This window comes from Paenibacillus sp. sgz302115, assembly GCF_056120445.1.
The window spans coordinates 1-13,539 of record NZ_JBVYOK010000044.1 but is presented as its reverse complement, the minus strand read 5'-3'; the positions used below and the strand labels follow the sequence as shown (position 1 = coordinate 13,539).

The following is a 13,539-nucleotide window of genomic DNA, read 5'->3' as shown; positions in this document are numbered from 1 at the left end:
GGCATGACCGCCGACTGGGCACGTATCCCTTGGGATGTGCTGGAGAAAATCTCCGTCCGCATCGTCAACGAAGTGGAAAACGTCAACCGCATCGTGTACGACGTAACCTCGAAACCACCAGCTACGATTGAGTGGGAGTAGTTTTTAAATAAGACAAAGAACCTTCAATCCCACAGCTATCGTGGGTTTGAAGGTTTTTTTGTCTAAGAAATTATGATCTTCCTTCGTTGCAGATAAAGTCCGATCATCCTTGATTAGTTACAAATTAAGCGTATAATACTTGATATATTAATTGATGCGTCAACTAATTTGTTTTATCGTATGCATTTTTTGTGTAAAGAGATGAATAATACCTTTGAAGATCAGCTAATAACTAGTAGGGAGGACAAGAAATGAAAGCCATCGTCATTGATCGTTATGGGGGTAAGGAAGAGTTACAGGAAAGAGAAGTGCCGAATCCAGCCCCACAAGCTCATCAGGTTGTAGTTAAAGCGGCAGCTACCTCGATCAATCCAATCGACTGGAAGCTTCGTGAAGGCTACTTGAAACAAATCATGGATTGGGAGTTTCCGATTATTCTGGGATGGGATGTTGCCGGAACAATTTCGGAGGTCGGCAGCGGGGTAACGGATTGGAAAGTGGGAGACGAAGTGTTTGCCCGTCCGGATACTACCCGCTTTGGGACATATGCCGAATATACTTTGGTGGATGATCACCTGCTGGCGCGCAAGCCTGCCAATATCTCATGGGAAGAAGCCGCATCCGTTCCGCTCGCAGGGCTGACTGCCTGGCAGGCGCTTTTTACTCATGGAAGATTGGCTAGAGGAGAAAAGGTATTAATTCACGCAGGTGCAGGCGGCGTCGGCATGTTCGCGATCCAGTTTGCCAAACAAGCCGGAGCGTATGTTATTACAACGGCCAGTGAGCGTAATCATGAGCTGCTGGCTTCACTCGGTGCTGACCAGATTATTGACTACCGCACGACCCGCTTTGAAGATGTTTTGTCCGATGTGGACGTTGTGTTCGATACGATGGGCGGGGACATTCAGAAGAACAGCTTCAAAGTGCTGAAAAAACATACCGGACGAATCATCTCTATTGTCAGCAATTTTGATGAAGAGCTGGTCAAGGAATACGACGTAACCGCTAAAAATATATGGCTGGAGCCGAATGGACAGCAGCTTCAGGAAATTGCCGGCCTGCTTGAGCAGAAGAAGGTAAGGTCAGTAGTCGGAGCTACATTTCCTTTTTCGCAAAAAGGACTGTATGATGCCCATGCATTAAGTGAGTCCCACCATGCTGTAGGCAAAATAGCAGTAACGTTCTCCTAAGGAAGCTTAGGTATTGAACGGAAATTGGACAAGCAGAAGGGCATCCCTAACCAGGATGCTCTTCTGTTTGTGCAGCGAGGGCAACGCCAGCTGTGTAATGCAGCTTATTACAGGAAAAGTGACTGCACTTTGTGCAATATACAGTCATGCCGTACAATTGATTATCTGGTTTCCCCGGGTACAGAGGAGCATTTTTGAAAATCTGCTGTACAGAATGCAACAGATCCTGTTTTCCAGCGGATTTGAAGTTGATCTGCTGTAGAAATTACAATAGAGTGACACCCGGACATGAAGGAGCGCTGAACAGTATGGAGAATCCGGCAACATTATTCACACAAATTGCTACAAACAGCCCGAACAAGAAAGTAGGGAGCCTAAGCCGCAAGCTTGCCAAAAAAATATCTTTTCAAAGCGCAGCGGACATGGAGGCTCTGTCTGATCTGGTATTGCTGCTGTATATCAACGGCGACACAGGCTCTGCGAAGCAGGTTTGCAGTTTGACGGACGGATTGGTGTTCAACAATAACTATAATGTGTGGACGTTTATACATATTGTACGGGCGCTGCAAGCAAGGATTTTGCGGGAGGAAGGGGAGCCGGAGCAGGCTGAGGCGATCATTGCCCAGATTGAGGCAGATCATTTGACACCAGGCAAGCTGATGGACCGTGAAGCGAAGCAGGAGCTTCGGCTGCGCATCAAAAACCGCACGACCTTTGAAGACCTCACCGCTCAGGATAAAATCGGGCAAGCGTCAACGGCTGCAATCGCAGCAGCTTACCGCTTTTCAGCTCTGAAGGGCATGATGGAATGCCGGGAAATGGAGGGATACCCTCTCATTGACAAGGACAAGCTAGAAGAAGAGATTAAGAAGTACATCGCTGAGCTGCTGAAGCTGCCTAATTACAGCTACAATTAAGTCAGGGACGTGATATTGTCCGAATTACGAACATTAACAAAAACATCACGCATAATGTTCGTATTTACCATTGACAAGTCATGTCACGTGCACCTAAAATAAAAAAGCGCTAAAGCAGCATAAACATTCGTATAATTCCGGGAATCGGCCCGGAAGTCTCTACGAGGTCACCGTAATGACCTGGCTACGATTAAGAAGAGCAAGACCTCTATTAACCTTCGGATTTTCATCCGCAGGGAAGGAGAGTTGTTCTTTTTTTCGGGCCGGTGTCTTCCAAGATACCGGCTTTTCTGTTGCTTTCAGACAACATAACCTTAGGGGGAGAACAATTTGAACCGCTTTTTCAAGTTGAAAGAAAACGGCACGACAGTGCGCACAGAAATTATGGCCGGTCTGACCACGTTTATGGCAATGGCGTATATCCTGTCGGTTAATCCGGGCACACTTACTGCCTTTGGCCGCATTGAGATGGGCTGGTATCCTGTATTCCTGGCTACCGCGCTGGCAGCAGGGATTTTCACTATTGCGATGGGTCTGTTCATCAATTTTCCTGTAGCTCTTGCGCCTGGTATGGGCCTTAATGCATATTTTGCTTCCGTAGTTTTGTCCTCACAGACCACTGACCATCCGTTTACTTGGCAAATGGGTCTGACCGCCGTATTTATTTCCGGGATTATCTTCATCCTGCTTACGGTCACCCAAGTCCGGCAGATTCTGCTTACCGCTATTCCGGACAGCCTCAAGCATGCCATTACTGTTGGTATCGGCTTGTTCATTACGATTATTGGTCTTAAAAACAGCGGACTGATGACGATCGGCGTTGAAGCCGGCAAAGATATCGCCGCTAACAAATTTACAGATGTGCTTTCCTTTGAAACGGTTATCCATATGGGCAGTCTGGAGAACAGCAACGTACAACTGGTTATCATCGGCCTGCTGCTGATTTCCATCCTGATGGTGTTGAATGTGCGCGGTGCAATCTTGTTTGGTATTCTGGGCACGACTGTAGCTGCTATGCTTATGGGCGTCGTTGATTTCAGCAGCCTGTCGAGCTCTGACAATCACTGGGTTCCTGATTTCTCGCAGCTCAACTTCTGGCAGTTTGACTGGGAAGGCATCATGCATACCGGTATCGTTTCCGCGATTGCCACATTCACCTTCGTAGAATTGTTTGATACCTTTGGTACACTTGTTGGTACTGCAGAGCGTGCAGGAATTATGAAGAATGCCGAAGAAGGCAAAAAACGCGTCGGCAAAGCGATGTTCGTTGATGCGGTAGCTGTTGCCGGCGGTGCAATGCTCGGTACTTCTACCACTACTGCTTATGTTGAGAGTGCTGCCGGGGTTGCTGAAGGCGGACGTACAGGTCTGACTGCTGTTACAACCGGTGTCTGCTTCCTGCTTGCATTGTTCCTGGCTCCAGTTGTGGCGCTCATTCCTGGCCCTGCTACTGCGGCGGCGCTGATTATTGTCGGTGTGCTGATGGCTCAATCCATCCGCGAAATTGATTTTCAGGATATGGTCCTGGCGATTCCAGCCTTCCTGACCTTCGTGATTATGCCTTTCACTTACAATATCGCGAACGGAATTTCCTTCGGAATTGTTACGTATGTCATTCTGGCTTGTGTAGGCAACCTGGTGGGCAAAAAGAAATACAGCATCCACTGGATGATGTGGGTGCTTGCCATCCTGATCGTGCTGCGTTATATCCTGATTGGAAGCCAGGGCTAAGCGTATTGTCACTCCACCCTATTAGTATTTTTCAAGTTCATTCTATAACTGTTCCGGTCCCTTCAATTATGAAGGGGCCGTTTTCACATTTGCGGGTGCTTTTTACGCGCAGTTCAGGACAACCTACGATATAGCCTTTTATTCACCCAATATTTAGATTATATTGTTGAAGAGGTGATTCATGTTGTCCGGCTTATTGAAACGGGCTTATCGGGCCTGCATAGACAATCCCTGGCCAGTGCTGCTCTTTTTGCTTGGGGCCATCATACGAACGGTTTATATCGGCTCCATCCCCCAGGGGCTGAATCAGGATGAAGCATCCATCGGATATGACGCCTATGCGATTCTGCATTACGGGATAGACCGTAATGGCATTCATCTGCCGATTCACCTTATCGCCTGGGGCAGCGGGCAGAATGCGCTGTACGCTTATCTATCCATGCCTTTCCTGCTGCTGTTCGGGCTGACACCGCTATCCGTGCGGGCGCTTAGTCTGGTGATGGGCCTTCTCGGCATGATTTTTTTCTACTTATGTATGAGAAGACTGTTTCCATCCAGAGCAGCCGGTATTTTCGCCATGTTCTTTATTGCCATCAACCCTTGGCATATTATGATGTCCAGATGGGCGCTGGAGTCCAATTTGTTCCCTACCCTAATTTTAATTGCCGCTTACTTTCTATTGAAATCATTCCAGACTCCAAAATGGTCTTACGGTTTCACCGTAATCATGGCAATTTCACTTTATGCTTATGGTACAGCCTATTTTTTTGTTCCAATATTTGCTATTTGCTCGGCATTTCTTCTATTGTATAGTAGAGCCCTGAAAATTCGGACGCTTATATGGAACGGCATTCTATTTGTGCTCCTTGCTCTGCCTATACTATTATTTATAGTAATTAATCATTATAAGCTTGAAGAGATCACAGCGGGGCTCTTTACGATTCCCAAGCTGACAACGCCGCGGGTGGAGCAGATTTCCTCTGTATTCAGCGGACAATTGCTGCAGACTGCGGCCGGAAACTTTAGCAGCTTCATCCAGCTTATGCGCAGTGGAAGCGACGGTCTGCCGTGGAACTCCATTTCTCCTTATGGTTATGCTTATCCGATTGCGCTGCCTTTTGCGTTGCTCGGGCTTATTGTCATGATCCATGCACTGCGGACAAACGGCCGTGAGCGTCCACTGCATACAGTTCTGTTGCTGTGGCTGCTGGTCGCCGTGCTGATGTCCTTGATTACAGATGTGAACATCAACCGGATCAATATTATTTTCTATCCGCTGATTATGCTGGTTGCTGTAGGTGCAATGTGGCTGTACCGAAAGGTGAAGTTTGCCAGCATATTGTCTGTTGCTGCTTTCGCCGTAATGTTTGGCTTTTTTACAAATGCGTATTTCCGGGAGTTTCCGAAGGAGATCGGTCCGGCTTTTTATGACTCTCTCGGGCCTGCCGTGCAGTATGCTTCAGAAGCAAGCAGCGGAGAAATCTATGTCACCAATAAAGTGAATATGCCCTATATTTATGTGCTGTTTTATGAGAAAATCAATCCGCATGACTTCCTGAATTCTGTCCATTACACCAATCCCGGAGATGCATTTCAAATGGTGGATTCCTTTGGCCGGTACAGATTTGGCGATCCGGACATTGTGCCGGGCCATTCGGCATATATCTTTGGGAATAATGAGCCTTTGCCTGCTGTGGCCGGGGATTATACGATTAAGCGCTTCGCCAACTACAGCGTGCTTATCAATAACACAGAAGCAGCATCTCCAGATGAAGAGGGCGTCCAGGCTGAGATTCCTAATGGAGGCTTTGAAGCGGGAGCCTCAAGCTGGAGCTTTTCAGCGGGAACGGGTATAGCTGCCAATAATCCTTACTCTGGAGCAAGCCATGCTTATCTCGATATAGGTTCGGACAAAAGCATAGTGCAGAACTTTACCGCCCAGACTGGCGTCTATAAACTATCCGTTATGGTGAGCGCTGGAGGGGACGGGGGAAGGATTGGCATCCGGGTAAATGGTGCTGTGCGCACGGAGGCTGAACTGACGGCGGGAGACAAATATCATCCTATTAAACTTCCGGCTGCAACGCTTAAGCAGGGTGAGCAGGCCGAGATTTACATAACCGGCGGGAACGGCTGGATTAACATTGACGAGGTGAGGTTGGAACGATGATCAAGAGTTTACGTGCGTCCGCAATCATTGTATTAATGCTGTTATTGTTCACGCTTCCTGTAACAAGCATTTATGCAGAAGGCAATCTATTGCAGAATCCGGGCTTTGAGGATGGGGATGATAGTGCTCCTTCGGGCTGGACCAAGGATATGTGGATCTCCGGGGACAGCTCCGGGCTGCTCTCGGTACAGTCGGAAGAGGTCCATTCCGGCAGCAAAGCGGCGGTGATTGAGAATCTGGAGCCGAATCATCTGAAATGGGTGCAGAACATTACGGTTGCGCCGAAAAGCTACTACAAGATTTCCGGTTATGTCAAAATCGTCAGCACTGCGGGCCAGGGTCTTGGCGCAAATATTTTCCCGGTAGGCATCGCCAGCGGTTATCCCGCGACCACGGATACAGCCGGAGATTGGCAGTACCTTGAATTCTACGGCCAGACTGGTCCGGAGCAAAAAACGCTCGGAATCGGCGCCGCCTTGGGCGGTTATTCCAGTCTTATTCAAGGTAAAGCCTACTTTGATGATCTGTCGGTAGAGCAAGTGGATGCTGTTCCTGACGGGGTTAGTGTCATTTCGCTCGAAGCGCAAGCAGCGGCTCAGAATGCAGGCAGTCAGGCTGCAGAGACGCCGCACAAGGTTTCTCCTGCCAAGCTGCTGCTGCTCTCGGCATTATTCAGCGTGTTTTTCGCTTTCCTCTATAATAAAGCCTTCCGCAGCAACCGTCTGCTGGGCCAGCCGGACGGCATCTATACCAGATGGCTGTATATCGTATTCGGAATAGCTTTTATTCTGCGGATTTGGATTGGTCTGACGGCACAAGGGTATCAGAACGACATGAATACCTTTATCGCCTGGGGACAGCGGCTGGTTGATCTGGGACCCGGCAAGTTTTATGAAGAGGGGTATTTTGCTGATTATCCTCCGGGATATTTGTACATATTGTATCTTCTCAGCCTGATTCGCGGGTTGTTCGGCTTTGCGCATGGCTCGGGCGGAGAGACGCTGCTCTTTAAGCTGCCGGCGATCATTTCGGATTTGGTGCTGGGCTGGCTGATTTACCGCGCAGGCCGCACGAAGCTTGGCTCCGGCATGGCTATCGGCTTAATGCTGCTGTTCCTGTTCAATCCGGCGGTGCTGATGGATTCCGCCGCTTGGGGACAAGCGGACTCCTTCTTTTTGGTATTCCTGCTACTCAGTATTATGGGCGCATCCAATAAAGCCTTTGTGAGATCGGCCATCTTTTTTGCCTTAGCCACACTGGTAAAACCGCAGGCGCTGATTTTTACCCCTGTGCTGCTGTTTGCTTTCTATCATCACCGGGCGTGGAAGCAGCTTGCGCTTGGCGCCCTTTATGGACTGGGGATCTTTGCCGTGCTGGCGGCTCCGTTCTTTTGGAATAACGGCGGACTCGGCGGACTTATAGATTTGTACAAGGGAACCTTGTCTTCCTATCCATATTCTACGGTGAATGCCTTTAATCTATATGCATTAACTGCGCCGATGTGGTCCGCGATTGATTCGATGTGGCTTGGGATCACCTATCGTACCTGGGGTTTTATTTTCATCCTGGCGGCGGTTGTCCTTGCAGCGTATTACTCCTTCAAAAAAGACCGCAAGGAGCTGTCCAAGTCCTTCTTCATCGGTATGGTTCTGATCGCAGTTGTGTTTGTGTTTGGCACGAAAATGCATGAACGGTATATGTATCCGGCGTTAATTCTAGGCCTGTTCACTTATATCGAGAGCCGGGACCGCCGGTTCCTGACAATCTTTCTTGGATTTACTTTAACGCAGTATCTTAACGTGGGTTATACCTTAGCCCATCTGAATGCTGGCAATAATCCGCCTTCGGACGGGATTGTTCTTGTGACTGCGATTGCGAACATCGCTTTGGTGTTATATATGCTGTATGTCGGGTATGCGGTGTATGTCCGTAAGGAGATCAAGCTTCTGCTCCCGCCGCCGTCAGCGGCAGAGAATCATGAGGCTGATATGGCACTTGCCGAAGGAATCCGTCCGGTTCAGCAGAGCGGCAGGGTGGGCTTGCTCAGGCTGAAGCGTAAGGACTGGATGTGGATGCTCGGCATTACCGCCGTGTATGCGGCGCTGGCTCTGTTTCATCTCGGTTCAACCAAAGCCCCGGAAACCTTATGGCAGCCTGCCGCCAGCGGTGAGAGCTTCTATGTGGACCTCGGCCAGAGCAGACAACTGGAGCGTGTAAATATATTCGGAGGAGTAGGTACCGGTAAATTCAAATTGGAATTCAGCCAGTCACCTGATTCCTGGAGCAATCCTTTGGACGTCAACGAGGATGTCGGCAATGTATTTATCTGGAAAAGCCAGCCTTTGAACGTCGCGGCCAGATACGTGAAGCTGACCGTTACCTCTCCGGGTTTTACTTTGAATGAAATGGCCTTTTACGAGCAGGGAGGAGGCAAAACACCGCTTCCGGTAGCCAGCGTCACGCCGGATGCTTCGGCAGTTGCCAAGAGAGGCGCACCGTCCAACCTGTTTGACGAGCAGTCGCTCATTCCGGAGAACTCCGGTTTCATGAACAGCACCTATTTTGATGAAATTTACCATGCGCGGACAGCCTATGAATACACACATGGCATTGTTCCGTATGAGAATACCCATCCTCCGCTCGGCAAGCTGCTGATCGCTGTAGGGATGGAGCTGTTCGGCGTCAATCCGTTCGGCTGGCGGATTATCGGTACTTTGTTTGGTATCGCCATGCTGCCGCTGATCTACATTATGGCCCTGAGGCTGTTCAAAAAGACTACCTACGCCGCGCTTGCCGCCGGATTGTTCGCACTGGATTTCATGCATTTTACCCAGACGCGTATTTCTACAATTGATGTCTACGGCGTATTCTTCATCATGCTGATGTTCTATTTCATGCAGCGCTACTACACGATGAATTTCTACCGCGTTCCGCTGCGCAAGACCTTGGTGCCGCTGTTCTGGTCCGGTCTGTTCTTCGGCATCGGGGTTGCCTCCAAATGGATTGTAATCTACGGAGGCGCGGGACTAGCGATTATGCTGGCGTTTACGCTGTTTGAGCGCTACAAGGAATACAGAGCTGCGGGGCGTGTGCTTACGGAAGGCAAAGTAGGCGACCAGGAGCTTAAGGACGCCTGCCGCAATGCGAAACAGCGCTTCTGGAAGAATACCATTGTCACACTGCTCAGTTGTGTGCTGTTCTTTGTCATTATCCCGGTAGTGATCTACAGCTTGTCCTTTATCCCTGTACTGTCTGTCTCGGCGGAGGGCTACACTATCAAAGGGCTGATCGAAGCGCAAAAGAACATGTACAATTATCACAGCCAGCTTGTCGCCACACATCCGTTTGCTTCATCGTGGTGGGAATGGCCGTTTATGAAACGTCCGGTTTGGTTCTTCAGCGGTGGCGAAGGCCTGCCGCAAGGACAGGTGAGCAGCATCGTTACTATGGGGAATCCACTGATTTGGTGGACAGGAATCTTCGCCTTGCTGGCCTCGCTTTGGTTGACAGTGAAGCGTAAAGACAAGAGCCTGTACATGATCTGGATCGGCTTCCTCTCCCAGTATGTGCCTTGGATGCTGGTACCGCGCGAGACATTCCTTTACCATTATTTCGCAATGGTGCCGTTCATGATTCTGGCAATCGTCTATATCTTGAAGCTGCTTGACAGTAAGTACCCCCAGGCAAAAACCTGGCGGTATGCATATGTCGCTGTTGCGGCGCTGCTCTTTGTAATGTTTTACCCTGTATTGTCAGGTATGCAGGTTAGCGAAGACTACGTGAAGGTGATGCTGCGCTGGTTCCCTTCTTGGGTATTCTAGCCGGCGATTCAGTTAGCACAAGCTCACAAAAAATTAGGAGGAACGACAGTGAAAGCCAGATACAGTGTAATTGTCCCCATGTTCAATGAGGAGGAAGTCATTCAGCATACGTACGAGCGTCTCAAAAAGGTAATGGACGAATGCGGCGATTCCTACGAACTGGTCTTCGTCAATGACGGGAGCCGGGACCGGACAGTCGAGATTATGCATGAGGTCAGCAGCCGTGACGAGCATGTCAAGCTGATCGACTTCTCGCGTAACTTCGGGCATCAGGTAGCGATAACGGCGGGGATGGATTATGCTGAAGGCGATGCGGTTGTGGTGATTGATGCGGATCTGCAGGATCCGCCTGAGGTCATTTTGCAGATGATCACGAAGTGGAAAGAGGGCTACGAGGTAGTCTACGCCAAGCGGCTCAAACGCCACGGAGAGACTTTTTTCAAAAAAGCAACCGCCAAGATGTTCTACCGTCTGCTCAGCAGCATGACCAGTGTGGATATTCCCACGGATACAGGGGATTTCCGCTTGATCGACCGCAAAGTGTGTGATGTAATGCGTGGCTTGAAGGAGAAGAACCGTTATGTCAGAGGGTTGGTGAGCTGGGTAGGCTTCCGGCAGACGATGGTGGAATATGTGCGTGAGGAGCGTTTTGCAGGTGAAACCAAGTACCCTTTGAAGAAAATGATCCGGTTTGCGCTGGACGGCATCACCTCCTTTTCGCATAAACCACTAAAAATTGCGTCATACGTCGGCTTTTTTCTATCGTTCTCCAGCTTTCTTTATTTGTTTTTTGTTTTGTTCCAGAAGGTGTTCACCTCTTGGACCGTCCCCGGCTGGGCCTCTATTGTGGGCGTGAATTTGCTGTTTAACGGTATTGTCCTGATGCTCCTTGGTGTGATTGGGGAATACATCGGGCGGATTTATGATGAATCGAAGGACAGACCGCTGTATATCGTGCGTGAGACCAGGGGCTACAATACAGAGGCTGACATAGAGAGCCTGGACAAGCGGAAGGAAAAGGATTATGTCAGATAAAAAGCTGAACGCGGGATTCATCCAGTTTTTAAAATTCAATGCAGTAGGCCTGCTGAACACACTGATTGATTTTGCGGTATTTACACTGCTGCATTCCCTTGGAATGATGAACACGCCGGCGCAGATTATTTCGTATAGTGCAGGTACAGCCAACAGCTTTTTTTGGAATAAAAAAGTGACCTTCCGTGACCAGGACAGGGGAAGCAAGGAAAGCTTTGACCGGATGCAGCTTGTGAGGTTTATTGTGCTTAACCTGGCTGTGCTGGGGATCTCGGTGCTGCTGATGCACTTGCTGACGGACCGTTTTGGTGTACAGGTGCTGATTGCCAAAGTGCTGGTCACCTTCGTGACCGTAATTATCAATTTTTTTGGAAGCCGCAAATGGGTATTCTGAGGTTATCATAACTAAACGGAGGTGATGTTCATGCGTAAGTTCTCTTTTCTGCTTATACTTGCGGGGATTCTTATCATGCTGTATCCAAAAGCGAACGAGTGGTACAACGATTGGGAGCAGCAGAAGCTGCTGGAAGAAGCCGAACAGGCCTATAGTGAAGTTACGCCCGCTCCGCCGTCAGGGTCAGACCTGAGCAAGCCCTATGCGGCAGTCACCAAGCTGCTGTCAGAGGAATCATCCACGAATGAACAGGCTGAAGCAACTGAATCGCCAGCTCCGGACATCCAGGTAGGCGGCAAGATCATCGGAATTATCCAAATTGACAAAATCGACCTGAAGCTGCCTATCCTTGAAGGGGCAACCAAAGCCAACATGAAGCACGCCGCCGCCCATATGAAGGAGACAGCTCCGATCGGCGAGGTTGGCAATGCCGCAATTGCAGCCCACAGATCAAGAACAACGGGGAGACTCTTCAATAGATTGAATGAAGTTGAGATCGGTGACACCATTTCCGTCAAAACAAGCGAGCAGGATTTCAAATACGTCGTTTATGATATCTCTATCGTGGAGCCTACAGACATTTCCGTGCTAAATGGGCATAACGATGACAAAATACTCACCCTGATTACATGCGATCCATTGGTCAATCCAACCCACCGGCTGATCGTGCATGCTAAGCTAGTTATATAAAAATTCAACTAAAAATAGTGAGAATCTAGTGATTTGGGTCTTGAATATAGAGATAGATATGGTACTATATAACTATAAAAGCTAAACACGATAACGGCAAACCTATCGAAAGATAGGGACGCAAAGCTAAAGGGCCTTCCCGTAAGGATGGCAGCCAGCTACCGAAAGGAGTTTTATCCATGAAGAAATTCTTTTTTACATTACTAACATTGTTTGTAGTTGCTACTTCCGTTCAAGCAGGATCTGCTGAAGCCGCAAGCACGGACACCGGCTGGTTGAATACAGCGCAATTGGATCAGGGTGTTATCTCGGTATCCTATGCCGTCCCTAAGGACAAGCGTGTCAAGCTTATGATCACCAAAGACAACAACAGCTACACTTACAACCTTTATGCCTCCAGACAAACCGAAACGTTCCCGCTGCAGCAAGGTAATGGTTCTTATAAAGTATCTGTACTTGAGAACACCACCGGCAACAAATACAAAGTGATTTCTTCCGAAACCGTAGATCTCAGTCTGAGCAATGCAAATGCCGTATATCTGGGCTCCGTACAGAACGTGAAATGGAGTTCTTCCGATACAACAGTTCTGAAGGCTAAGCAACTAACGCAAGGTCTGACAACTGATGAAGCAAAGGTAAAAGCGATATACAACTATATTGTGTCTAACGTAAAATACGACTACACCTTGGCCTCCAATGTTTCAACAGATTACATCCCTAACAATGACAATACACTCCTCACCAAAAAGGGAATCTGCTACGATTACGCTTCATTGTTTGCTACCATGCTTCGCAGTGAAGGCATCCCTACTAAGCTGGTTATGGGGAACTCAAGCTACGTTACTACCTATCATGCTTGGAACGAAGTCTTCCTTAATGGTAAATGGGTAATTATTGATACGACTGTAGATGCAGGATTGGCGAAGAACAGCCAGACAGCAGGATTGACTAAAGATGCAAGCAAATATACTGCAGCTAAGTTCTACTAAGAACAAGCAGTTGTTTTCATAATCTAGCCTAATTCATAGATAACCCGCTTAAATATTAAGTGGGTTATTTTTCTTTGTTTATAGGGGTTGCTTTTTCATAGGGTTATGAGGTATTATGATTAAGCGTTGTTAGAGCGCGGCAAAAGTTAATAAGAAATAGCTGAATAAGTTGTTTCGAAAAAAACTGTTGCGTTTCTGAAATCAATGTGATATATTATAAGAGTTGCTGCTGACGAGAATATCGTCGCCAACAACGAGCTTGATCTTTGAAAACTGAACAACGAGTGAGTATCGGAAATCACGCAAGTGACTTCCAAAATTGAGAATGCAAATTCTCGTCAGATGTTTCAAAATGAGCGAATCGCTCTTTTCAATAACCTTATTGGAGAGTTTGATCCTGGCTCAGGACGAACGCTGGCGGCGTGCCTAATACATGCAAGTCGAGCGGAGCTTATCCTTCG

At 48.4% G+C, this 13,539-nt stretch carries 10 protein-coding genes, 1 rRNA gene and 2 riboswitches; all 11 genes read left to right on the top strand.

What is annotated here, in order from left to right:
- On the top strand, positions 1 to 141 hold a 141-nt coding region (locus AC0LWN_RS32435; RefSeq protein WP_474672702.1), incomplete at its 5' end, for a GMP synthase (glutamine-hydrolyzing).
- 251 nt (positions 142 to 392) lie between these two features.
- Positions 393 to 1,331: an NADP-dependent oxidoreductase gene (locus tag AC0LWN_RS32430; protein ID WP_474672700.1), complete on the top strand. Its 939-nt coding sequence runs from the start codon at positions 393 to 395 to the stop codon at positions 1,329 to 1,331.
- A 308-nt stretch (positions 1,332 to 1,639) separates the two neighbouring features.
- Positions 1,640 to 2,248, top strand: a complete 609-nt coding sequence (locus AC0LWN_RS32425) for a DUF6707 family protein (protein WP_474672698.1) — start codon at positions 1,640 to 1,642, stop codon at positions 2,246 to 2,248.
- 107 nt (positions 2,249 to 2,355) lie between these two features.
- Positions 2,356 to 2,455: riboswitch (purine riboswitch) on the top strand.
- Between the two features lie 123 nt (positions 2,456 to 2,578).
- Positions 2,579 to 3,979, top strand: a complete 1,401-nt coding sequence (locus AC0LWN_RS32420) for an NCS2 family permease (protein WP_474672697.1) — start codon at positions 2,579 to 2,581, stop codon at positions 3,977 to 3,979.
- 181 nt (positions 3,980 to 4,160) lie between these two features.
- On the top strand, positions 4,161 to 6,149 hold the full coding sequence (locus AC0LWN_RS32415) for a glycosyltransferase family 39 protein (protein ID WP_474672695.1): 1,989 nt from the start codon (positions 4,161 to 4,163) through the stop codon (positions 6,147 to 6,149).
- Complete coding sequence (locus AC0LWN_RS32410) at positions 6,146 to 9,970, top strand: phospholipid carrier-dependent glycosyltransferase (RefSeq protein WP_474672694.1); 3,825 nt, start codon at positions 6,146 to 6,148, stop codon at positions 9,968 to 9,970. Before AC0LWN_RS32415 ends, AC0LWN_RS32410 begins: the two co-directional genes overlap by 4 nt.
- A 48-nt stretch (positions 9,971 to 10,018) precedes the next feature.
- Positions 10,019 to 11,005, top strand: a complete 987-nt coding sequence (locus tag AC0LWN_RS32405; RefSeq protein WP_458967533.1) for a glycosyltransferase family 2 protein — start codon at positions 10,019 to 10,021, stop codon at positions 11,003 to 11,005.
- Positions 10,995 to 11,399, top strand: coding sequence for a GtrA family protein (locus AC0LWN_RS32400; protein ID WP_474672692.1), 405 nt, complete (start codon positions 10,995 to 10,997; stop codon positions 11,397 to 11,399). Before AC0LWN_RS32405 ends, AC0LWN_RS32400 begins: the two co-directional genes overlap by 11 nt.
- Before the next feature lie 30 nt (positions 11,400 to 11,429).
- Positions 11,430 to 12,089, top strand: coding sequence for a class D sortase (locus AC0LWN_RS32395; RefSeq protein ID WP_474672691.1), 660 nt, complete (start codon positions 11,430 to 11,432; stop codon positions 12,087 to 12,089).
- Positions 12,090 to 12,174: 85 nt separating this feature from the next.
- Positions 12,175 to 12,255, top strand: a riboswitch (cyclic di-GMP riboswitch).
- Positions 12,256 to 12,268: 13 nt separating this feature from the next.
- Positions 12,269 to 13,078: a transglutaminase-like domain-containing protein gene (locus AC0LWN_RS32390; RefSeq protein ID WP_474672689.1), complete on the top strand. Its 810-nt coding sequence runs from the start codon at positions 12,269 to 12,271 to the stop codon at positions 13,076 to 13,078.
- Positions 13,079 to 13,457: 379 nt separating this feature from the next.
- Positions 13,458 to 13,539: ribosomal RNA gene (locus AC0LWN_RS32385) — 16S ribosomal RNA — on the top strand; the annotation flags it as partial.

What these genes read in the sequence shown, in the direction of transcription:
- AC0LWN_RS32430 (WP_474672700.1), top strand. Translation starts at nt 393, where the DNA reads ATGAAAGCCATCGTCATTGATCGTTATGGGGGTAAGGAAGAGTTACAG.
- AC0LWN_RS32425 (WP_474672698.1), top strand. Translation starts at nt 1,640, where the DNA reads ATGGAGAATCCGGCAACATTATTCACACAAATTGCTACAAACAGCCCG.
- AC0LWN_RS32415 (WP_474672695.1), top strand. Translation starts at nt 4,161, where the DNA reads ATGTTGTCCGGCTTATTGAAACGGGCTTATCGGGCCTGCATAGACAAT.
- AC0LWN_RS32410 (WP_474672694.1), top strand. Translation starts at nt 6,146, where the DNA reads ATGATCAAGAGTTTACGTGCGTCCGCAATCATTGTATTAATGCTGTTA.
- AC0LWN_RS32400 (WP_474672692.1), top strand. Translation starts at nt 10,995, where the DNA reads ATGTCAGATAAAAAGCTGAACGCGGGATTCATCCAGTTTTTAAAATTC.
- AC0LWN_RS32395 (WP_474672691.1), top strand. Translation starts at nt 11,430, where the DNA reads ATGCGTAAGTTCTCTTTTCTGCTTATACTTGCGGGGATTCTTATCATG.
- AC0LWN_RS32390 (WP_474672689.1), top strand. Translation starts at nt 12,269, where the DNA reads ATGAAGAAATTCTTTTTTACATTACTAACATTGTTTGTAGTTGCTACT.